This window comes from Arcticibacterium sp. GJ41-1 (assembly GCF_055808875.1).
On sequence record NZ_CM147888.1, the window covers coordinates 4,020,879 to 4,042,202 of the forward strand.

The following is a 21,324-nucleotide window of genomic DNA, read 5'->3' on the forward strand; positions in this document are numbered from 1 at the left end:
TCATATAAGCAATGTCACGTAAAAAAGAAATCATTAAAACCGACTATGCATTAATTGGTGGTGGCATCATGAGTGCTACATTGGCCACGCTTCTTAACGAACTAGAACCTGACAAAACAATTACCATTTTAGAGCGAATGCCACACGTAGCTTTAGAAAGCTCTTCTGCCTGGAACAATGCAGGAACAGGCCATGCGGCTCTTTGTGAGCTTAATTATACGCCACAAAAAGAGGACGGCTCTGTGGATATCACGAAGGCTTTAAAAATCAATTCGCAGTTTGAAGAGTCAAAGCAGTTTTGGTCTTACCTAATCAAGAACAAGTGTATCGAAAAGCCTAAAAGCTTCTTGAACTCCATTCCGCACATGAGCTTTGTGTATGGAGATGATGATGTGCAGTTTCTTAGAAAAAGGTATGAAGCCATGCAAGCTCACCCATTTTTTGACAGCATGGTATTCTCTGTAGATGAAAGTCAAATAGCCGAGTGGATTCCACTTTTTCTTCAAAATAGAACGTCCAAAGAGCCAATAGCCGCTACCAGAATAGAGGAAGGCTGTGATGTAAACTTTGGTTCTTTAACTTCTAACCTCATCAACTTTGTCAAAGAGAAGGAAAACGTAAGTCTAAAGCTAGCTGCTCATGTAGAGGATATTGAAAGAGAAGATAATGGAAAATGGCAACTAGAAGTTGAAAACCTTGAAACGAAGGAAGAATATATCATTGAGGCGGATTTTGTATTCATTGGAGCCGGAGGTGGCACTTTAGAGCTATTAGAAAAGTCTGACATCGACGCTGCTGAAGGCTACGGAGGCTTCCCAGTTAGCGGGCAATGGTTAGTCTGTAAAAACCAAGAAGTTATTCATCAACATTATGCGAAAGTATATGGCAAAGCCAAAGTTGGCTCACCACCTATGAGTGTGCCGCATCTTGACACCCGAAGAATCAATGGCGAACGCTCGCTCTTCTTTGGGCCTTTTGCGGGTTTCTCGACCAAGTTTTTAAAGAATGGCTCTTACCTTGACCTTATCAAAACCATTGAAATTGATAATATATTCCCCATGTTAGCCGCAGGCTGGCATAATAGAAAACTAACAAAATACCTTATAGACCAAGTAAGATTATCTTTTAACGACCGCATGGAAGCCTTGCGAGAATATTATCCTGAGGCAAAAAACGAAGACTGGGAGTTAAAGATAGCAGGACAGCGTGTTCAAGTTATCAAAAAAGACGATGAACAAGTAGGTATTCTAGGTTTTGGAACAGAAGTAGTCTGTAGTGTGGATGGCACGCTCTCAGGGCTTTTAGGAGCATCTCCAGGAGCGTCTACCGCTACTAGTATTATGTTGGACATTTTGGAACAATGCTTCCCGCAATATCATAGCCCTGAATGGCAAAGCAAGTTGAATGAAATGGTACCTTATAGAGCTAAAGAATTACGTAAGAATCCTGAGAAAGTGCATGAGGCTAGGAAGCTGAGTGCGGTACTTTTTGAATAGATGTTTGATGGCAATCGCCCCGACAAAAGATAGTTACATTATATCACAAAACAACTAAGCACAAAGTCCCTTAGAGACTCAACATCGGTAAAAAGCAAACCTCGTTTTGGCATGCTTTTTTGCTCAGCTGTGCGAGGTCTTTTTGACCTCGTACGTGTGTTCGCAGGTCTTCAGACCTGCACCGCTCCCATGCTACCTACATCTTTTTTACTTATTTAATTCTAACTTAGTATCGATTCGAAGATCGAAAAACACCCCATCGAGGTCTGAAGACCTACAGAGCGGATTTCTAAGTAAATTAAACTACCATGCAAAAGTACTTACTCATAATTTTTGCTTAAAGTAAAAAAGATTCTAGAACTTCTCCTACTTAGCACTCTCCACCACCTCTTCAAAAATAAAAAACTGCTCTCCAGCTACTACCTTATTCATAAAGTTTAAAAGTACATCTTGCTTGCGATGAAAGTACCATCCCGCGAACTCGTGCTTTCCGCCAACAAAAGCTTGCAACTGAGCACTTACGTTCAGAGACTTCAAATGATTATAGATTGGCTCCGAACCAAAAAGCATCATCCAACCTACTCTTTCTGGTCCGCAGTAATGATGAGACGCAGTGACAAAAGGCACTACATTATCTACGTTTCCGTGAAAAAATAAAGTCGGCATGGCTGTTTCTTTTGTAATAAGATTAAGGTCAATGATAGCTCCTGCACCTGAAATCATACCTTTATACTTAAAGTCTTTTGGTAAGCTATTACCATGTAAACTCATCTTTGCCCTGTCTAGGTATGCTGCATGCAGCACTGCTTCTCCACCTGCACTACTTCCTGATATGAAAACCTTCTCTTTGTCAAAACCAATTTCATCAGCCTTTTTCAGTAAGAAAGCAGTAGCCTCCCAAAGTTCGCTTGCCGCAAGTCTCATGGCCATTATCTTATCTTCCTGTGGTGTATCACAGCCAAAACCCTTTCCTTTTCTGGAAAGCGTATAAGTGATGGTAGCATAAGCCACATTATTTTTCGACAAATACTTACCAAACGAATGCCCAGCTGTCCTGTTTCCGCCCGAGAAACCACCTCCATGAACAAAAATCATCAAAGGCACATCTTTTACAGACTTATCTTGAGGCAAGAATAGGTCTAATTGAAGACTAGCCGTATCACCTTTTAAATAAGTTAAGGTTTGAAAGTCTTGAGATTTTGCTGATGAAGCCGCAAAAATTAGACTTAGAAAAAGAAGAGTTTTAAGACTTAAAAACCTTTTAGAAATCACGTTCATTTTTTATGGGTTGTTTATAAAGTACAATTTAAGAATTACCCTCAAACTTAATTTCAAAAATCAGCTTTACTGTCATTCATTGTCGCTACACTTCTCCTTGTAGCCTACACATTCGTTCAATCGAGTAAAAGAATCAACAACTTGCTGGACTCTTTTCTTAAAAACGATTTATCCTTTCAATACTTCATATCAAAGTTTTACTTCCAAAACAGTAATATCTCTATCGCGGTCTTTCGAAATATGTAGTAGTTTAGAATTCTTAGAATAAGCTACGCTCTGCCCTCCATAAGTTAACCCCTTCCATGGACCTTTTGATATTTGACCAACTAAGTCGGTGCCTATGACAGGGCATTTCACTTTTGTCGATACATTTTTAACTACAGCATGCAATTCCTTTCCATGTTCTGGCCATTCCTCCACTTTCGCAGCCCAACCATAGGGTATTAACACCAAATCTGGTTTTAAATCAGCCATTTCAATCAGTAAATTTTCCTTAAAACTATCCGCACAAATCATCACACCAATTTTACCGAATTTAGTTTGCACCACTTGAACGCCTTCCCCTTTGCTATATGGTGGTTCCATGAGTTCGGTAAGTATGTTATTTTTTCTATGCTTTAGCAGTATTTCACCTTTGTCACTAATTAGAATGGCACTATCATAAAGTTTTTCGCCTTCCTTCTCCCCTAAACCAATGCATAAATAAACTCCATACTTTTTTGCCAATTTGGCTAAATAGTCAGAATCTTCTCCTGGAATAGGTTTAGATAATAAATGTGCATCAGGATTTACCCATCCCACCAATGCCATTTCAGGAAACAAAACAATTTGAGCACCTTCATTTTTTGAATCTATGATAGCATTTTCAATTCTTCTCAGATTTCCACTTTTATCGCTGTCTAGACAAAATATCTGAGCCAATGCTACCTTAACACTTTTTTGAGCAACTGATTTCAAGGGTATCAAAGTAAAGGAGAACATAATAAAATATAATACTTTCATTCGCTTAAAGCCTTTCTCTCTTTTATTCATAACGTAATATAAAGATATACTTACAAACCTTAAACAGAATTGACCATAAGCAATTAGCAAAAAGGTGAACTATACCATAGGAAGCATTTGTTTGAACTATATTGCAAAGCAAGCAAAACACAAGGAATGAACTTCAAACTTACTTCAGATTTTAAACCTACGGGAGACCAGCCACAGGCCATTGAAAAATTGGTAGAAGGCCTAAATACTGGTGAACAAGACCAAGTACTTTTGGGAGTTACTGGTTCGGGTAAGACATTTACCATAGCCAATGTCATAAAAGAGATAAACAGACCTACCCTTATTTTAAGCCATAATAAGACTTTGGCCGCTCAGCTATATGGTGAGTTCTTGCACTTTTTCCCCGAAAACAAAGTAGAGTACTTTGTCTCTTACTATGATTATTACCAACCAGAGGCCTTTATTGCTACCACCGGAACGTACATAGAAAAAGACCTTCAGATAAATCAGGAGATAGAAAAACTAAGGCTTAAAACTGTTTCTTCTCTAATGTCTGGTAGACGAGATATTGTAGTAGTTGCTTCCGTTTCTTGTATTTATGGTGCGGGAAATCCCACGGAATATAAAAAGAGCGTAGTTCAGGTAAAAAAAGGAGACCAAATAAGCCGAAACCAATTCTTGCACAGTTTGGTAGATATACTTTACTCTAGAACAGAAGTAGAGTTTGGTAGAGGTACTTTTAGGGTAAAAGGAGATACGGTTGACATTTTCCCAGGCTATGCCGACTATGCTTACCGTATCCTTTACTGGGGAGATGAAATTGAAGAAATTCAGATGATTGACCCAGAAAATGGCAAAAAGATGGATGACCTCGGAGAGCTCATTATTTACCCAGCTAATCTTTTTGTAACGGGTAAAGATGTCATGCAGGAGTCTATGAAGCAGATTCAGGATGACATGATGAAGCAAATAAAGTATTTTGAAGAAGAGGGAAGGCCGCATGAGGCAGAAAGAATTCAAGAAAGAACGGAGTTTGACCTAGAAATGATGCGTGAGTTAGGATACTGTAGTGGTATTGAAAACTACTCTAGGTATTTTGACAAACGTGAGCCTGGTCAAAGACCTTTTTGCCTGTTCGATTATTTCCCAGAAGATTTCCTTTTGGTAGTAGATGAGAGTCACGCTACTTTGCCACAAATAAGAGCCATGTATGGTGGCGACCGCTCCAGAAAAGTCTCTTTGGTAGAGAATGGTTTCAGACTACCATCTGCCATGGATAACAGACCTTTGAAATTTCCAGAGTTTGAAGAACTCATCGGGCAATCCATTTATGTATCTGCCACGCCAGCCGATTATGAAATCAATAGGTCTGACGGAGTTATCATAGAACAAATTATTAGACCTACGGGACTTTTAGACCCTGAAATAGATGTTAGGCCGAGCTTAAATCAAATTGACAATCTACTTGACGAAATTGACCTAAGAATCAAACGAGAAGAAAGAGTTTTGGTTACTACCCTCACTAAAAGGATGGCCGAAGAGCTGAGTAAGTACTTTGACAAAGTAGGCATTAAGTGCCGCTACATACACTCGGAGGTTAAAACCTTAGATCGTGTAGAAATTTTAAGAGAGTTAAGGTTAGGCGTTTTTGACGTTTTGGTCGGTGTAAACCTTTTGAGAGAAGGACTTGACTTACCAGAAGTATCTTTAGTAGCCATTATGGATGCCGACAAAGAAGGTTTCTTGCGAGATATTCGTTCTTTGATTCAGACCATTGGGCGTGCCGCCAGAAACTCAAATGGTAAGGTGATAATGTATGCCGACAAAATTACGAAGTCAATGGCACAGGCTATTGACGAGACTAGTAGACGTAGGGCTATTCAAATAGAATACAACGAAGCTCATGGCATCACGCCTACCACCATTCTTAAGAGCAAAGAGGCTATCATGGACCAAACCTCAATAGCGGACACTAAACCTATTAATAGAGGTTATTATGTAGAACCAGAAACCTTCAACATAGCCGCTGACCCACTTACCCAATTCCTTAACAAACCTCAGCTTCAAAAATTAATAGAAGAGACTAAAAGGAAAATGGAGCAAGCATCTATGGACCTTGATTTCTTGCAAGCCGCTAAGTTCAGAGATGAGATGAAGCAGCTAGAGGTTAAGCTGCAAGAGGTAGAAGGCTAAATTAAATCACTTATTAAGCATAAAAAAAGAGATGTCGTTTGACATCTCTTTTTTTATAAGTCTCTTACAGACGAATTATTTTCCAGCTAAATCTGGGTTTAATAAATCGTAGAATTGCTCAATTTTAGGCATTAAGATAATTCTTGTTCTTCTGTTAGTAGCTCTTCCCTCTCTTGTTTCGTTAGTTGCAAGAGCGTTATACTCACCTCTACCGGCAGCAATTAACTTATCAGGGTCAACACCAAAATTCTTTTGAAGAACTCTTACTACTGAAGTAGCTCTCTTCACACTTAAGTCCCAGTTATCTTGGATACAGTCAGTGTTGATAGACTGGTCATCAGTGTAACCTTCAACCATTACATCAAGCTCAGGTCTTGATTTGATGATTTTAGCAATTTTACCCAATACGTCATTTGCTTTCGCAGTGATTCTTGAGCTACCGCTTCTGTAAAGCATTTTGTCAGAAAGGTTAATCATAACCACTGTTCTGTCAACTTTAATTTCAACGTCTTCATCTTCGATGTCAACATCAAGAGATTTTGTTAAATTAATAGCTAAGGCAAGATTCATTGAATCTGCTTTGTTTTTAGCATTTCTAAGTAAGTTGATGTACTGATCTCTTTGCTCTAGTTGAGCCAAAGTTTTGTCGATGTTGTCAGCAGCTGCTTTAGATAAAACAGTTAAGCCTTCTACTTGTTGCATTTGCTGATTACGAGCAGACTGCAAATCCGAAACTTGACCTCTTAAGTCAGCAATTTGCTCTTCGCGTAATTTCGCAGTGTTTGAAGCACTTGCTCTTTCGTTCGCTAAATCGTTTTCAGCTTTTGTTAAATCTTGTTTGTATTTCAAAAGGTCATCACTACAGCTTTCAAGAGAGCTCTTAGACTGAGCCAATTGAGACTCAAGGTCAACAAACTTTTTCTTACTCACACAAGAGGTGAATGCAGCCGATGCCAATAGAATCACCGCTAGACGTGTTGTTAATTTCATGTTTTATCAGAGTTTTTTGGTTAAATTTTTCAAAATCTTGGTACAAACTTAAGCAAAAGACGATTGCATTAGCAAGTTATTGTCTAGATGAATACATCTTTTCTGCTAATTAATAGACGTATGGTACAATTCTGTTTTAAATACGCCTCGTTTTGACCTAGAATTAGCTTTTTGAGTTAATATTTATTTCAATTCCATTTAAGTCTGTCGTCAAAAAACTAGACATTAAGTCAAAATATGGCCTCATTTTACCAAAAACATGAGCTGCCTTTTTAGGAAAGTCAGGAGACAAAACTTCCAAATCCGTCAAAGGGTATTTTAAGATAAATTGTTTATATCTCAAAAGGTCAATTTCCGGGTGCTCAATATCGTATCCTTTCGGAGACTTTTTCAATTGCTCTCCTCTAACTTCGCCAAAGTATTTCTTAAAATCGGGACTGTTTATTACCGCCCTATATTCATCTGCTTCTTCGCTAAGATGTTCTCTCAAAAGTTTGATATCCTCTTTACTAGGTCCCCAAAAACCTCCAGCTAAATATGAACGACCATTTGGCTCCAAATGAAAATAGTAGCCACCTCTTCTTTGAGCGGTAGCTCGCTTTAATCCTCCACTCCAGTTAGACTTATAAGGTGTTTTATCTTTTGAAAAGCGAACGTCTCTATAAATTCTTTGCAAACTCTTCTTTCCAGTAGGCGTTTCTATCAAGTCATCTTTATTCATCAATAGCAAAATCTCGTCTGCTATAGTGATAACTTCTTCCAAGGCCAGCTCATAGCTTGGTTTATGAGCTTGAAACCATTCTCTGTTATTGTTTTCTCTTAAAACCTTTAAAAAATCGAAAGCCTTTTTCATGAAAGAATATTTGAATCAATAATTTAATACACTATATGAAAAAAGTCCTTCAAACCACTTAATATACTCTGTACTGCATACGAAGCCAGAATAAGCCCCATAATCTTACTAATTACAGTAATCCCGTATTCCCCTACTTTGTCCTGAACAATATTAGCCCCCAATAAAAGTAAACAGGTCAAACCAACCACCACTGCTACTAATAGCGTAAAAATCAATTGCTGTTGAAAACTGTAAATATGATTATCAGTCATGAGCACTACTGCCATTATGGCTCCCGGAGAGGCTATGGAAGGAATAGCGACAGGAAAAATAGTAACATGCTTGTAATCCTTGATTAAATGCTTTTCCATTTGAGGCTTTCCATCCCCAAAAATCATAGTCAAAGCAAACAAGAATAAAATAACCCCACCAGAAATTTGAAACGCATCAAGAGAAACAGCCATACCTTCTAAAATTAGTTGACCTATAACTATAAAAAATACGAGTATAAAAAAGGCTATGACCGAAGCCCTTATTGCCACCTTCTTTTTATACTTAATATCAAACTGTTTAGTAGCCTCTAAATACACTGGTACCGAGCCAAGCGGGTCTAAAACAGCAATTAGAAATAATATAGTTGCAAAAATCTCCTTCATAAATCTTATAATTATTCTTTCTGGTATTCTAGATTATACAAAACATAAAGGGCAAAAAAAAGCCGTCTTAAAATTAAGACGGCTAAACTTTATGAAAAGTTCTTTTTTTTAGGCGTTAGCCGCTAAATATTCTGATACACTTTCATGACTCTCTTTCAATGTGTCATCACCAGACTGCCAGTTTGCAGGACAAACTTCGCCGTACTTCTGGCTAAACTGCCAAGCGTCAATAGTTCTAAGTTCTTCATCTACACTTCTTCCAATTGGGAAATAGTTTACAACCTCATGACGCACAATTCCTTCTTTATCAATCAAGAATGTTCCTCTGAAAGCTACTGGCTCTCCTACAAACTCCAATTGACCATTGTCAGCCATTTGATATGAACCACCTAAAACACCAAAGTTGTTTGAGATAGTTTTGTCTGTATCAGCTACGATTGGGTATTTAACACCTTCAATTCCTCCTTGCTTTCTTGGTGTACGTAACCATGCCAAGTGTGTTTGCTCTGTATCAGTAGAACATCCTACTACTACCACGCCTCTTTCTTCAAACTCAGCTATTTTGTTTTGAAAAGCAATAAGCTCTGTAGGGCAAACGAAAGTAAAATCCTTTGGATAAAAGAATAATAAAACTTCATTCTTTCCTATGTATTGCTCTAGTGAAAAATTTTCATCTAAAGTATATCCTTCTACGGCAGCTACTGCCTTAAAAATTGGTGCTTTTTTACCTACTAACGACATATATAATTTCTGTTTTTAATTCTGTCTACAAAGTTACTATGAACAGCACCTTTAGTCCAATCTTTAAGGCAATTTTGGAAGGACATTTCTAGAATTTTAATTGCACTTTTCCAAGTTGTTTTTAAACCAAAAAAAGAGTATTAAACTTATTTACTTAAAAATATAAATCATCAAAGATAAATGCATTCAACATACGGGTTCTATTTTGCTATAAAAAGCTATTCTTAAATCACCCGTAAAGCCTGAATACTAATGCCTAATCTCAGATATTTTAATTGGCTCAAATTGTACATTTTCAACAAGCAAAACCATACAGATAGACCTTTGTACGGAGCAATCCTGAGTTTAGATAGAATAATTGGAATGTTTTTTGCGTTTTCATGTTTATAAGATGCATATTAAAAAACTTTCCATGTTAAAAAGAACTTCTGTTTTACTCTTTACCGCCTTATTATTTATAGGAACTTCTTCTTTTAAAAAGGAGACAGAAGCTACTATTAATTGGATGAGCATTGAGGAAGCTTACGCTGCCGCTCAAAAAAATCCAAAGAAAGTAATTATTGATGTTTACACAGACTGGTGCGGATGGTGTAAAGTAATGGATAAAAAAACTTTCAAAAATCCAGAAGTAGTAAAATATGTAAATGAAAATTACTACGCCGTAAAACTTGATGCCGAAAGCCGTGAAGATATTACTCTAGGCACCACCACTTATAAGTTTAATGCTCAAAACAGAGCCAACGATATTGCAGTAGCCCTTTTACAAGGTAAATTAAGCTACCCAAGCATTGTTTATTTAGACGAGGAGTTTAACATGATTCAGCCAATTCCTGGTTACATGGAAGCTAGAGCTTTTCATGAAGTTATCACCTTCATTGGCGAAGACTATCATAAAAAAGAGACCTTTGATGCTTATAAAGCAACTACATACAAAGACCTTTTCAAAACTGCATTAGTAAGTTTGTAAGCTTAATAATTAAGCTGAACTTGTAATCTAAGTGTATTCCCAATCACCTGATTAACAGGTTTAAGAGCATCTTCAAAGGTTCTGTTAGAAATCATATAAAGTGCTACTAGCTCGAAATATCGACCCACTTGCCACTCTACTCCTATCTCCGTATCACGAACTAAGTATGAACGGGCATCTCTTTCAAACTTCTTACCTCCGTCATAGTATTGATACTTAAAAAAAGGCATAAAGGAATGTTTATCACCCCGAAAAAGATACATCACTTGAGCGTAACCGCCTTTTAAGTTTTGCAATTCAGTCTTCATGGTTTGCGGATTAAACTCTGGTCCTTTACCTACATTATACTCTGCTTGAAATCCTAATGGCTGAGGATAAACCACTAATGTGCCTGCAATTCGCTCGTCATCCCAAAGCGTCTGAGTAGATAAATTAGCCTCACTTAATGGTATGCTATATTTTCCTTTATAGGCTTGAATACTTGTTTCAATTATCTGGTTGTTTTCTAATTCAAACGGATAAGTTAAACGGGCAACGGCATGAAGATTATCATTTTGTTCTATTCTGCCTGGGCCTTGACCATTATATAAGCCAAAGCCAAACATTCCATAATCACCAGAACCTTTAAGTCCCGATTTGGTCAACATTTTAAACCTTTCTCTAACTACAGTTGGTGCATAGTAAAATGTCACACCTAAATCACGTTCGTCTTTTACAGCAGAGTTTAGAGCGTCATTTCTATCCAATGCTAATCTATTACTAGAAGATTGCATGTTTTCAAAACCGTAAGGCACCTTGCTTTGACCTATTCTAATTCTATATTCTTTTTGGTTATCTAAAGACACATCAAAATATGCGTCTTTCAAACTAAGTATATGTTGCAATGAATTACCCGCTGAAGTAGCCATATCAAATTGCAGATAAGCATACATTTTAGGGTTTACATCACCTGCAAATTTCACACGAGCTCTTCTTAAAAAAAAGCCCTTTCCGGCTCCTAAAGATTTATCACATTGCTCGCATTGGAGTTTGTCATTAGTTTCTAGTAAACGATTATACCTCAGCTGTGTATAACCACCAAATCCAATTTTGTCGTACCACTTAGTGCTGGCTTCCTGAGAAAAAACGGTTAAAAAGGGGCATAACACAAGCAAAGTCGTCCATAAGACGACTTTCTCTAAATTTTTCATTTCTCTTGATTCAAAAAGGTCTAAAATTCTTAATTAAAAGAACTTCAAAAGTACCTAATTAATTCTGAGAAGCAATATAGTTTACGGCAAGAGCTATTACGACAGATACAGTCATACCTAATACTAGCTTACCAAAATCATTACGAATGATTGGGAATAGATTCTTGATTTTCCTGTGTTTTGACAGTGTTGTAATTGCCATTTCTCTACCAGTTAAGAGGCCAATAAACACCCAAGTGGTAGACATTGGAATAGAATTAACCTCTTTAAAGAAGAACAAAATAGCTGCATAAACGAAGTCAATTATAGTAGCTGACCTCACATATTTAGTGTTTGTTTTTGTCAAAACAATACCCTGAATCTTACCACCACCTTCTCTGAAAATAAAGAAAATTACACTAGTAAAGAATACTAGTATCAGAATCAACTGTAAGCCAGAAATTTGACGTGGTAAGAAAACGGAAATATTGGCGACATCATGCGTTAACCAGCTCCACCATAGAAATCCTGTGGATACCCATTGCAGAGAACTCCAGTATGATTTTTGAAACTCTTTATAGTTGAGCTTTTTTACAAGTCCTCTTCCTTTCAGTAATTTAAAGAGAGAGCCTATAAAACCCGTTTGAGTATTATCTCTTATACTTTTCTTTTCGTCCAATACTCTAGAAATACCTATCCAAAACAGGTATGCAGTAACAGCAGAAACACCATAACCAATAATTGATTTCAAAAGCATTGACTCCAAAACAACTGTGGAGGCGAACGTAGCTAAAATCAAAAATGAAGTAGATACCGGAATCCCCATCCTAGTCATCAATATCAATACTACCGGAGCAATTCCATGATACCAGTGAACTTCGATGTAAGGAATTTTCTCTAGTCTACCGTAAGAGATATCTCCATTATTAGCAAACCAACTGTATGAAACCGTTAAAATTAAACCTAAAGCCGCAAAAGAAGCTAAATAATACCATGGGGTCTTTCTGTTTGAAGACATCCAAGTACCGAGCGTCTGAATTGAATCATTTGCGATAACAGAATAAGACGCTAGAAGAAAGAAAAAAATTGATAGAAACTGCTCCATAATTTAATATTCTAAATTGGAATTGCCTGCAGAAAAAATGTTAGATAAATTGTTTGAAAGAAAAACCGCCGAATGGACAGTTAAGTCATCAAGAAAAAAACAAGAAGTAAACCACTGACTCACAGCTACTTAATTTAAACTTATATTTCCATTTGCCTCATTGACAAATATTCATATTCATATTGTTTTGCAAAAATCACCATTTAATGAAAATAGGTGCCCGATTCTAATATTAATAAATTGTTAAGTTTGGTCATTTGAGAATATAAAACATTCAAAAAGAAGGCCTTAAAATTCAGTATTGCACTAATTAAAACAGCACATTTACCTCTCAAGATTAATATCAAAATCAATCCATTTTGCTCCTCCTGAAACAAAAATGTTGGTCCAATATAAAATCATCGGCATATTGTTTTCTTACTTTTGAAACATGATGAATATTAAAATTGGACACGGTTATGATGTCCACGAATTAGCTGCAGGTTATGAATTAACTTTAGGTGGTGTCAAAATACCTCATACAGTAGGCTCTATGGGGCATTCTGATGCTGACGTGCTTTTACATGCCATTTGTGACGCCCTGCTTGGAGCTCTCTCTTTAGGCGACATTGGTCTTCATTTTAAAAACACTGACCCTCAATGGAAAGGTGCCGATAGTAAGATTTTCCTAAAAGAAGTTAATAGAATGATTAACGAAAAAGGCTGGAAAGTTGGAAATATTGACTCCACCTTAATTCTTCAAGAGCCTAAAATCGGTAAATATGTTCCTGAAATGAAGAAGGCTATTGCCAATTGCATCAATGTTCCTGAAGATTGTGTCAGCATTAAAGCTACCACTGCAGAGAATATGGGTTTTGTAGGTAGAAAAGAAGGCTTAGAAGCACATGCTGTTTGTTTACTTTTCAAGGACTAATCTGAATAAATCAATTATTTCTTCGAAATAATTACTGGCTAAAAGCAATGATTGATTACTCTAGGTTACTTTTAGCTAATTACATTTTGATAAAACTCAAATATGCCAAATAAATATACCCTCCTATTCCTTTCACTCTTTGTTTCAACCATTACTATAGCTCAGCAAATAGCCATTGGCGAAAGTGCAGACGGTGAAATTTCTTTTGAAGAATACACACCAAAATCTACTTTAATAGTAGAATCTAATGTGCCTACCACGGCTAAGTTCCCTTTCATTGATATCCATAATCATCAGTTTGGTATGAATACCAAAGCTAAACTGGATGATATAGTGCATGACATGGACAGTCTGAACATGAAAGTCATGATTAACCTAAGTGGACGTGGCTGGACAAGAGACATAGATGAGTCTACAAAAACTTTAGAAGGTTACGTAAAAGCTGTCAATGATAATTACCCAGACCGGTTTATCATATTTACCAATATTGACTTTAACGGCATAAGCGAAGAAGGCTGGACAGAAAGAGCGGTCAAAATGCTGGAAGATGATGTAAAACTTCGTGGTGCTGGCGGACTTAAGATTTATAAAAGCTTAGGTTTCAATGTCAAAAATAATGACGGAAGCATAGTGGCCGTTAACGACAAAAGAATTGACCCAGTTTGGGAGATGGCTGGAAAACTAGGTATTCCTGTTTTAATTCATACAGCAGAGCCTGCTTCATTCTGGAATCCTTTAAACAGATATAACGAAAGGTGGCTGGAGCTTAAAACACATCCCAGAAGAGCAAGAGACACTTCTAGAGGCGACTACTCTTTTGAGGAATTGATAAAACAGCAACATGATGTTTTTGCGAAGCACCCAAACACCACCTTTATTAATGCTCACATGGGTTGGTATGCAAATGACCTTCAAAAGCTTGACAGTTTAATGATAGCTTTACCAAACACATATGTTGAAATTGGAGCCGTAATAGCGGAACTTGGTCGTCAGCCTAGAGCTGCAAATAAGTTTTTCACCAAATGGCAGGACCGCGTTTTATTTGGAAAAGACTCATGGAAACCTAATGAGTATGAAACGTATTTTCGTGTTTTAGAAACGGAAGATGAGTATTTCCAATATCACAAAAAATATCACGCTTTCTGGCCTATGTACGGCATAGGACTTTCTGATGAGGTTTTGAAAAAGCTATATTATAAAAATGCTTTGAAAATTCTTCCGAACATTGACAAGAGTATGTTTCCCAATTAGGAATAACTCTTAATCTCATTATCAAAATACCTTTGAACACGAAATTCAAAGGTATTTTTTTGTTCAAAAACGGGTGTTCAAAATTACTCTATTTCATCAAACAGATAAGCGTCATTGAAATCAACATCATAGGCGTTCAAAAACTGAAGATACTCTTCTTTAAATGACTTCTTGCTGTGATGTTCCTCTTGCTTCTTTATATAATTAATGATTGTTGGTAGCTGAGAATGCCCCAGCGTAAAGGCTCCAAAACCCTCTTGCCATTCAAACTTTCCTTTCACAAATCTTTTTTCATTTATCCACTTAGAAGAGTTTGCCTTGATGTCTCTAACCTCATTAGATAAATTAATGTCAGGCTTTGCTCCCAAAAGGATATGAATGTGGTCAGGCATGCCATCAATAATCATAAGCTTTAGGTTGTTACTAGAAATAATACCTGAAATGTATTTATAAAGCTCATCTCTCCAAGAAGTTTGAATTAAGCTTTTTCTTCCTTTTACCGCAAATATGATATGGAAGTATAGTTGTGTGTAAGTGTTAGCCATGGATTAAAAATAGCATTAATATTTGAATGTTATAAATTGAACAGTAATGATTTATGACAAAATAGACAATTCAGCCAATCCAAAATGAAGGATAAAAACAGTAACATTAAAGGTTAAAAACTCCAGAGGAGCGATATGTTATTCTCGATAAACCATTGCCAATAATAACATGTCACCCCGATGGGGTTTAATAATTACGTTAATTCTAATTACTATTAACATGCCGCCCCGCCGGGGCTTCAACAGAAGTTAACAGAAAACAAGAAGCTGGAAAAGCTCCAGAGGAGTGATATATTAATAGAATACAACAAACCAAGAACCGCCAAAGCTCCAGAGGAGCGGCATAATATTCTCAATAAACCAATTGCCAATAATAACATATCACCCCGCTGGGCTTTAATAATTACGTTAATTCTAATTACTATTAACATGCCGCCCCGCCGGGGCTTCAACAGAAGTTAACAGAAAACAAGAAGCTCCAAAAGAGCGATATATTAATAGAATACAACAAACCAAGAACCACCAAAGCTCGAGAGGAGCGACATGTTATTCTCGATAAACCAATTGCCAACAATAACATGTCACCCCGATGGGGTTTAATAATTACGTTAATTCTAATTACTATTAACATGCCGCCCCGCCGGGGTTTGAACAGCAGTTAACATAAAACAAGAAGCTAGAAAAGCTCCAGAGGAGCGATATATTAATAGAATACAACAGGCCAAAGAAAGAGCCTAGCTCCAGAGGAGCGACATGTGATTCTCGATAAACCAATTGTCAATAATTACATATCACCCCGCTGGGGTTTGATAATTATGTTAATTCTAATTTCTATTAATATGCCGCCTCGATGGGGCTTGAACAGAAATTAACAGAAAACAAGAAGCTGCAAAAGCTCCAGAGGAGCGATATATTAATAGAACACAACAGGCCAAAGAAAGAGCGTAGCTCCTGAGGAGCGACATTTTATTCTCGATAAACCATTGCCATTAATAACATGTCACCCCGATGGGGTTTAATAATTACGTTAATTCTAATTTCTATTAATATGCCGCCCCAATGGGGCTTTTTAAGAAATAATAGAATCTGGTAACCGCCAAAGCTCCAGAGGAGCGATATATTAATAGAACACAACAGGCCAAAGAAAGAGCGTAGCTCCAGAGGAGCGGCATATTAATAGAAAACAACCAGCCAATGGAACACCCTAGCTCCGGAGGAGCGACGTGTTATTCCTGTCAAACTAAATCACCTTAAATAATATTCCCCTTGGACTTCGAAACTTGTGTTAAACCACTTCCTTGTTGATATGTCGCCTCGCTGGCACTGACTACAATTGAGCAATACAAAATAAGTGTCTCCTTGACAATTAAAATATTCAGCTTTATTCTTAGCTTTGAGACTTAAACCCGTTAACGCAAAAACATGTACTTACTAGGACTAGACATCGGAACCTCCTCTATCAAAGCTTCTGTAGTAGACGCTAAAACAAAAAAAGTAGTCGCATCTGCTCAATATCCAGATACGGAAACAGCTATTTCTTCCCCAAAAGCGGGTTGGGCGGAGCAGTCTCCTGAAATGTGGTGGGAGAATTCTCAAAAAGCTATTGAAAGAGTTATAGCCAAAGGTGGTTTTAACACCAAAGACCTAGTTTCCATAGGAATCTCTTATCAGATGCATGGTTTGGTAATGATTGACAAAGAAAAGAATGTGCTTCGTCCTTCTATCATTTGGTGCGATAGCCGTGCTGTGGAAGTAGGAGAAAAAGCATTTCAAAAAATAGGCGAAGAAAAAGCATTAGCTCATTTATTAAACTCACCGGGTAATTTCACAGCCTCAAAACTCGCCTGGGTAAAAGAAAACGAGCCTGCTGTCTTTGAAAAGTGTTATAAAATAATGCTTCCGGGTGATTATATAGGTATGATGCTTACTAATGAAATCACCACTTCAAACTCTGGACTTTCAGAAGGTATCTTCTGGGATTTCTGTGACAATAAAGTTTCGGAAGATGTAATGAAAACTTACGGGTTTGATATGGATTTAATTCCAAAAATTCAGCCCGTTTTCTCAAACCACGGTGAAGTATCAAAAGAAATAGCAGATAAAACTGGTATCCCAGCGGGAATTCCAGTCGCTTATAAAGCAGGCGACCAACCAAACAATGCTCTATCATTAAACGTGGTAAACCCTGGTGAAATAGCCGCTACCGCAGGAACATCAGGCGTAGTTTACGCAGTAAGCGACAAAGTTTCTTACGACCCAAAATCTAGAATCAACTCTTTTGCCCATGTCAATCACCAATTAGACGAGCAAACCAGAATAGGTATTTTACTTTGTATCAACGGTACTGGAATCTTAAATTCTTGGGTGAAACATAACATAGCCAAAGGCTTAGATTACCCTGAAATGAATCAGGCAGCTGCCAAAGTTAATATTGGCTCTAACGGACTTTCCGTTTTACCTTTCGGAAACGGTTCAGAGCGTATGCTAGAAAACAAACTGGTAGGTGCTCAGTTTATGAATCTAGATTTCAATCAGCATTCTGACGCACATATATACAGAGCTTCTCAAGAAGGAATAGCGTTCTCTTTAAAATATGGTTTTGACATGATGCAAGCCAATGGCGTAATTCCTAAAGTAATTAGAGCAGGACAAGCCAATATGTTTTTAAGTGATGTTTTCTCTGAAACATTGGTCAATGCTACACAAACTCCAGTAGAGCTTTATGACACCGACGGTGCAAAAGGAGCAGCCTTAGGAGGTGGTTTTGGTGCAGGAATATTTGAATCTTTGGAACAAACAATGGAAGGTTTAACTTTGTTAAAAGTGATAAAACCAAAGGAAAACAATAAAGATGCTTACCAAGAAGCTTATCAAAGCTGGTTAAATGCACTAGCTTTGTGCGTCTGAAGCATATAGAAAGCAATGAAGTTTGTCCAATACCGTATTTCCGAAGAGATTAAAAAAAGTCTTGAACAGCAAGATTTCAAGAAACCTACTGATATTCAATACAAGGCTATTCCGCCTATATTGAAAGGAGAGGATGTTTTGGCTATTGCCCAAACGGGTACTGGAAAAACAGCCGCCTTTGCTATTCCAATCATTCATCTTATCAATGAAAAGAAGAAAAAGTTTAAACACAAAGGCATAAAATGTTTGGTGATGGCTCCTACCCATGAGCTAGCCATTCAGATAAATCAAGTCTTTCAAACCTTAGGCAAATACACCAGAATAAAGACATTTGCTCTTTTTGGAGGAACAGACCAAGCTCCACAAATAGACAAACTATCTTCTGGCATTGACGTTTTAGTTACTACACCGGGTAGAATGTTTGACCTGAGAAGTCAGGGGCATTTAGACTTGAGTACGGTAGAAATTCTAGTTTTAGATGAGGCTGACCACATGTTAGACCTCGGTTTTATAGATGACATAAGAGACGTTATCAGGTATTTGCCAGCCAATAGGCAAACACTCTTTTTCTCTGCCACCATTAATGAAACTATTAAAAAACTGGCTTACTCTTTAGTTAGAAACGCCATTAGAATTCAAATTTCGCCTAAAGACCCTGTATCTAAAAACATTGTCCATTCGCTGGTTTATGTAGAAATGGATGATAAACGATTCTTTTTAGAGCGAATTATCAAAGAGAATCCTGATAAGAAAATGATAGTTTTTGTAAGAACTAAGGTTCGAGCAGAAAGAGTTATGGCTGCCATGAAACGTGTAGAGATAGACTCTGAAACAATTCATAGTGGCAAAGAGCACAGCGACAGAAAAGATGTGATGCATCATTTTAGAACTGGTGAAAACAAAGTTCTGATAGCAACAGATGTAAGTGCAAGAGGTATTGACATTCCAAATGTAGATTTGGTTATAAATTATGATTTACCAGATGTGCCAGAAAATTACGTTCACCGTGTTGGACGAACAGGCCGTGGCATGAACAAAGGGCAAGCTCTCGCTTTTTGTGCTACCGAAGAAAAAGGTTATTTAACGGAAATAGAAGAATACTTAGGTGGCTCTATTGAAGTTTTAAACCTTGGTAAAGAAGAATACAAGGAGACTTTGGATTTCACTAAAAACGAGTCAAACACAACTTGGAAAGACATCCAAAAAGAAATAGAGATGGCCGAAAAGTCAAATATTAAGCACCGCAAGAAAAAAGTAAAGGACAAAGCAAAGAAGAAGAAAAAGAAGAAGTAAACTTTAGATTTGTATAAATTCAGGAACTCTGAACTTCTAACAGACGTATTTCTGTTCTAAGTGAAATATAAAACCAATTGAAAGATGGCACAAATAACATTAAAAGGAACTCCTATCAACACAAATGGCAACTTACCTCAAATAGGTGAGCAAGCTAAAGACTTTGAATTAATAGCTCAAGACATGTCTAGAGCTAATCTTGATAAATATAAAGGCTCTAGAGTAGTATTAAACGTATTCCCAAGTTTAGATACGGGCATTTGTGCTACTTCTGTAAGAGAATTTAACAAGGTAGCAGGTGACCTTGAAAACACTAAAATACTTTGTATTTCTAGAGACACGCCAATGGCCCAAGGTCGTTTTTGTGGAGCAGAAGGCATTGAAAATGTAGAAACTCTTTCTGACCTAGCTAACGGAAGTTTCGGAAAAGATTATGGTCTTGAAATAGTAGATGGACCTTTGAAAGACTTCTCTAGCAGAGCGGTAATAGTACTAGACGAAAACCATAAAGTAGTTTATACAGAGCAGGTTCCTGAAATAGTTCAAGAGCCTAATTATGAAGCCGCATTGAAAGTTTTGGCATAGTATCTAACTGTCATATACTAACATCGTGAAGCACACTAGTTTAACTAGTGTGCTTTATTTTTGACCAAGGTTTAAGCAAATCAAGTCTTGTTTCTTTTGATAAAACCTGCTATAATGCCAGTACTTATAACCTACCTGAAATAATCATGAGTGTCAAATTAATAAGCATCAACGAATTCTCGGCCACCCCAAAGTATCAACAACTGGTTAATAGCATCTTAGAAAGTATACGCTTTGGTAGGTTAAAAAAAGGAGACACCCTACCTTCCATAAACGAAGTAAGTTACGGCTTTGAAATTTCTAGAATCACGGTAGAGAAAGGTTATAATGAACTACGAAAGCGTAATTTCATAGCTGCCCATCCAGGAAAAGGCTTCTTTGTGATTAATGACCAAGTAGAGCAAGACCTAAAAATCCTTTTACTATTCAATAAGCTTAGTGCTCACAAAAAACAAATCTACGATTCTTTAGTAGCTAAACTAGGAAACCGTGCCGCCATAGAATTTTACATTTATAATAATGATGCCACCCAGTTTTGTCAATTACTGGAAAGTCATAAAAAGGGTTACTCGCATTATGTTATCATACCAAACTTCATTGAAGGTGATGAGCAAGCTCTGAAACTAATAAACAAGCTTCCTAAAGACCAACTGATAATCATTGACAAAATGCTAGATGGCATTACTGGAAAATTTGCCGCAGTATATCAACCTTTTGAAGACGACATCTTTGGAGCTTTGGGCGAAGCCTGGGAAACCTTAAAAAAGTACAGTAGAATGGTGCTCATTTTCCCAGAGAATTCATATTACCCAAAAGACATCATGCAGGGTTTTATCAATTTTTGCAACAGTTACGAGTTTAACTACAAAATCATAAACGACATTCGTAAAAGTAAAATTAGACCAGGTGAATTATACCTAAACGTCATGGAAGATGATTTGGTAAGATTACTTGACATGATTCCTGACTCTGGCCTTAAAGTAGGTAAAGACATTGGTATCATTTCTTATAATGAGACCCCTCTTAAAAAATTCATTTTGAATGGCATTACCACCATATCTACTGATTTCTCTTTAATGGGCGAAAAAGCGGGTGAACTTATCCTTAATAATAAGAAAGAGCATACCAAAAACCCATTCACTATAAGATTACGAGCTTCAAGCTAAAACTACATTTATTCAATCATACCGTTAAGGTCTCATTCTATTCATCGTTAAAACTAGGCTTCTTATCACCTTTTTCTTGTAATTCATCCTGAAATAATTGCACAATAAGAAGACAGTATAGGACGGTTCGGTGTGACAGTGTATGACGGTACAAAATGGCTTAAGAGATACATTTGGTACATATAAAGGAAATAATATTTCTTTTTATAGACAACCCAATGTTTTTTTTCAAACCATTAAC

General features: G+C 37.0%; 18 protein-coding genes. 9 read left to right on the top strand and 9 right to left on the bottom strand.

The window, feature by feature from the left end; genetic code table 11:
- The first annotated feature begins 11 nt into the window (after positions 1–11).
- Complete coding sequence (gene mqo, locus AC0L6O_RS16555) at positions 12–1,496, top strand: malate dehydrogenase (quinone) (protein WP_473303913.1); 1,485 nt, start codon at positions 12–14, stop codon at positions 1,494–1,496.
- Between the two features lie 366 nt (positions 1,497–1,862).
- On the opposite strand, the gene AC0L6O_RS16560 is transcribed toward mqo, so the two are convergent.
- Both AC0L6O_RS16560 and AC0L6O_RS16565 read right to left on the bottom strand, forming a co-directional pair.
- Positions 1,863–2,774, bottom strand: coding sequence for an alpha/beta hydrolase (locus AC0L6O_RS16560; RefSeq protein WP_473303914.1), 912 nt, complete (start codon positions 2,772–2,774; stop codon positions 1,863–1,865).
- A gap of 189 nt (positions 2,775–2,963) precedes the next feature.
- Positions 2,964–3,806, bottom strand: coding sequence for a carbon-nitrogen hydrolase family protein (locus AC0L6O_RS16565; protein ID WP_473303916.1), 843 nt, complete (start codon positions 3,804–3,806; stop codon positions 2,964–2,966).
- 126 nt (positions 3,807–3,932) lie between these two features.
- On the opposite strand from AC0L6O_RS16565, the gene uvrB reads away from it, so the two are divergent.
- The gene (uvrB, locus tag AC0L6O_RS16570; RefSeq protein WP_473303918.1) at positions 3,933–5,960 is read left to right on the top strand and encodes an excinuclease ABC subunit UvrB; all 2,028 of its coding nucleotides are present in this window, start codon (positions 3,933–3,935) and stop codon (positions 5,958–5,960) included.
- A 75-nt stretch (positions 5,961–6,035) separates the two neighbouring features.
- Here uvrB and AC0L6O_RS16575 read toward each other — a convergent pair whose 3' ends face one another.
- The 4 genes from AC0L6O_RS16575 to AC0L6O_RS16590 all read right to left on the bottom strand — a co-directional run bounded on the left by AC0L6O_RS16575 (position 6,036) and on the right by AC0L6O_RS16590 (position 9,182).
- On the bottom strand, positions 6,036–6,950 hold the full coding sequence (locus AC0L6O_RS16575; RefSeq protein WP_473303920.1) for an OmpA/MotB family protein: 915 nt from the start codon (positions 6,948–6,950) through the stop codon (positions 6,036–6,038).
- Positions 6,951–7,113: 163 nt separating this feature from the next.
- Positions 7,114–7,803, bottom strand: coding sequence for a DUF2461 domain-containing protein (locus tag AC0L6O_RS16580; RefSeq protein WP_473303921.1), 690 nt, complete (start codon positions 7,801–7,803; stop codon positions 7,114–7,116).
- A gap of 23 nt (positions 7,804–7,826) precedes the next feature.
- A complete protein-coding gene (locus tag AC0L6O_RS16585) occupies positions 7,827–8,441 on the bottom strand; it encodes a MarC family protein (protein WP_473303923.1) in 615 nt (204 codons plus the stop codon).
- A 108-nt stretch (positions 8,442–8,549) separates the two neighbouring features.
- Positions 8,550–9,182, bottom strand: coding sequence for a peroxiredoxin (locus tag AC0L6O_RS16590; protein ID WP_473303924.1), 633 nt, complete (start codon positions 9,180–9,182; stop codon positions 8,550–8,552).
- A gap of 412 nt (positions 9,183–9,594) precedes the next feature.
- Between AC0L6O_RS16590 and AC0L6O_RS16595 the strand changes: the two genes are divergently transcribed.
- A complete protein-coding gene (locus AC0L6O_RS16595; RefSeq protein WP_473303925.1) occupies positions 9,595–10,149 on the top strand; it encodes a thioredoxin family protein in 555 nt (184 codons plus the stop codon).
- Positions 10,150–10,151: 2 nt separating this feature from the next.
- Here the strand turns inward: AC0L6O_RS16595 and AC0L6O_RS16600 are convergent, their stop codons facing one another.
- Both AC0L6O_RS16600 and AC0L6O_RS16605 read right to left on the bottom strand, forming a co-directional pair.
- The gene (locus tag AC0L6O_RS16600) at positions 10,152–11,339 is read right to left on the bottom strand and encodes a porin (RefSeq protein ID WP_473303927.1); all 1,188 of its coding nucleotides are present in this window, start codon (positions 11,337–11,339) and stop codon (positions 10,152–10,154) included.
- Positions 11,340–11,397: 58 nt separating this feature from the next.
- Complete coding sequence (locus AC0L6O_RS16605) at positions 11,398–12,423, bottom strand: hypothetical protein (protein ID WP_473303928.1); 1,026 nt, start codon at positions 12,421–12,423, stop codon at positions 11,398–11,400.
- Positions 12,424–12,856: 433 nt separating this feature from the next.
- Here AC0L6O_RS16605 and ispF point away from each other — a divergent pair, with 433 nt between their 5' ends.
- Positions 12,857–13,336 carry a 2-C-methyl-D-erythritol 2,4-cyclodiphosphate synthase gene (ispF, locus tag AC0L6O_RS16610; RefSeq protein ID WP_473308543.1) on the top strand — a complete coding sequence of 160 codons (480 nt, stop codon included), beginning with the start codon at positions 12,857–12,859 and terminating at the stop codon, positions 13,334–13,336.
- A gap of 102 nt (positions 13,337–13,438) precedes the next feature.
- A complete protein-coding gene (locus AC0L6O_RS16615; RefSeq protein WP_473303930.1) occupies positions 13,439–14,587 on the top strand; it encodes an amidohydrolase family protein in 1,149 nt (382 codons plus the stop codon).
- Positions 14,588–14,670: 83 nt separating this feature from the next.
- On the opposite strand, the gene tnpA is transcribed toward AC0L6O_RS16615, so the two are convergent.
- Positions 14,671–15,132, bottom strand: a complete 462-nt coding sequence (tnpA, locus tag AC0L6O_RS16620; RefSeq protein ID WP_473303932.1) for an IS200/IS605 family transposase — start codon at positions 15,130–15,132, stop codon at positions 14,671–14,673.
- A 1,422-nt stretch (positions 15,133–16,554) separates the two neighbouring features.
- Here tnpA and AC0L6O_RS16625 point away from each other — a divergent pair.
- The 4 genes from AC0L6O_RS16625 (at position 16,555) to AC0L6O_RS16640 (ending at position 21,083) form a co-directional block, all read left to right on the top strand.
- Positions 16,555–18,039 (top strand): xylulokinase, encoded by a 1,485-nt coding sequence (locus tag AC0L6O_RS16625; RefSeq protein WP_473303934.1) that lies wholly within the window; start codon positions 16,555–16,557, stop codon positions 18,037–18,039.
- A 15-nt stretch (positions 18,040–18,054) separates the two neighbouring features.
- Positions 18,055–19,332 (top strand): DEAD/DEAH box helicase, encoded by a 1,278-nt coding sequence (locus tag AC0L6O_RS16630; RefSeq protein ID WP_473303935.1) that lies wholly within the window; start codon positions 18,055–18,057, stop codon positions 19,330–19,332.
- A gap of 84 nt (positions 19,333–19,416) precedes the next feature.
- The gene (gene tpx / locus AC0L6O_RS16635) at positions 19,417–19,917 is read left to right on the top strand and encodes a thiol peroxidase (protein ID WP_473303937.1); all 501 of its coding nucleotides are present in this window, start codon (positions 19,417–19,419) and stop codon (positions 19,915–19,917) included.
- Positions 19,918–20,063: 146 nt separating this feature from the next.
- On the top strand, positions 20,064–21,083 hold the full coding sequence (locus AC0L6O_RS16640; RefSeq protein ID WP_473303938.1) for a GntR family transcriptional regulator: 1,020 nt from the start codon (positions 20,064–20,066) through the stop codon (positions 21,081–21,083).
- Positions 21,084–21,324 lie beyond the last annotated feature (241 nt).

Excerpts from the sequence above, each read along its gene's own strand:
- mqo (WP_473303913.1), top strand. The coding sequence starts at position 12 with ATGTCACGTAAAAAAGAAATCATTAAAACCGACTATGCATTAATTGGT.
- AC0L6O_RS16560 (WP_473303914.1), bottom strand. The coding sequence starts at position 2,774 with ATGAACGTGATTTCTAAAAGGTTTTTAAGTCTTAAAACTCTTCTTTTT.
- AC0L6O_RS16565 (WP_473303916.1), bottom strand. The coding sequence starts at position 3,806 with ATGAATAAAAGAGAGAAAGGCTTTAAGCGAATGAAAGTATTATATTTT.
- uvrB (WP_473303918.1), top strand. The coding sequence starts at position 3,933 with ATGAACTTCAAACTTACTTCAGATTTTAAACCTACGGGAGACCAGCCA.
- AC0L6O_RS16575 (WP_473303920.1), bottom strand. The coding sequence starts at position 6,950 with ATGAAATTAACAACACGTCTAGCGGTGATTCTATTGGCATCGGCTGCA.
- AC0L6O_RS16580 (WP_473303921.1), bottom strand. The coding sequence starts at position 7,803 with ATGAAAAAGGCTTTCGATTTTTTAAAGGTTTTAAGAGAAAACAATAAC.
- AC0L6O_RS16585 (WP_473303923.1), bottom strand. The coding sequence starts at position 8,441 with ATGAAGGAGATTTTTGCAACTATATTATTTCTAATTGCTGTTTTAGAC.
- AC0L6O_RS16590 (WP_473303924.1), bottom strand. The coding sequence starts at position 9,182 with ATGTCGTTAGTAGGTAAAAAAGCACCAATTTTTAAGGCAGTAGCTGCC.
- AC0L6O_RS16595 (WP_473303925.1), top strand. The coding sequence starts at position 9,595 with ATGTTAAAAAGAACTTCTGTTTTACTCTTTACCGCCTTATTATTTATA.
- AC0L6O_RS16600 (WP_473303927.1), bottom strand. The coding sequence starts at position 11,339 with ATGAAAAATTTAGAGAAAGTCGTCTTATGGACGACTTTGCTTGTGTTA.
- AC0L6O_RS16605 (WP_473303928.1), bottom strand. The coding sequence starts at position 12,423 with ATGGAGCAGTTTCTATCAATTTTTTTCTTTCTTCTAGCGTCTTATTCT.
- ispF (WP_473308543.1), top strand. The coding sequence starts at position 12,857 with ATGAATATTAAAATTGGACACGGTTATGATGTCCACGAATTAGCTGCA.
- AC0L6O_RS16615 (WP_473303930.1), top strand. The coding sequence starts at position 13,439 with ATGCCAAATAAATATACCCTCCTATTCCTTTCACTCTTTGTTTCAACC.
- tnpA (WP_473303932.1), bottom strand. The coding sequence starts at position 15,132 with ATGGCTAACACTTACACACAACTATACTTCCATATCATATTTGCGGTA.
- AC0L6O_RS16625 (WP_473303934.1), top strand. The coding sequence starts at position 16,555 with ATGTACTTACTAGGACTAGACATCGGAACCTCCTCTATCAAAGCTTCT.
- AC0L6O_RS16630 (WP_473303935.1), top strand. The coding sequence starts at position 18,055 with ATGAAGTTTGTCCAATACCGTATTTCCGAAGAGATTAAAAAAAGTCTT.
- tpx (WP_473303937.1), top strand. The coding sequence starts at position 19,417 with ATGGCACAAATAACATTAAAAGGAACTCCTATCAACACAAATGGCAAC.
- AC0L6O_RS16640 (WP_473303938.1), top strand. The coding sequence starts at position 20,064 with ATGAGTGTCAAATTAATAAGCATCAACGAATTCTCGGCCACCCCAAAG.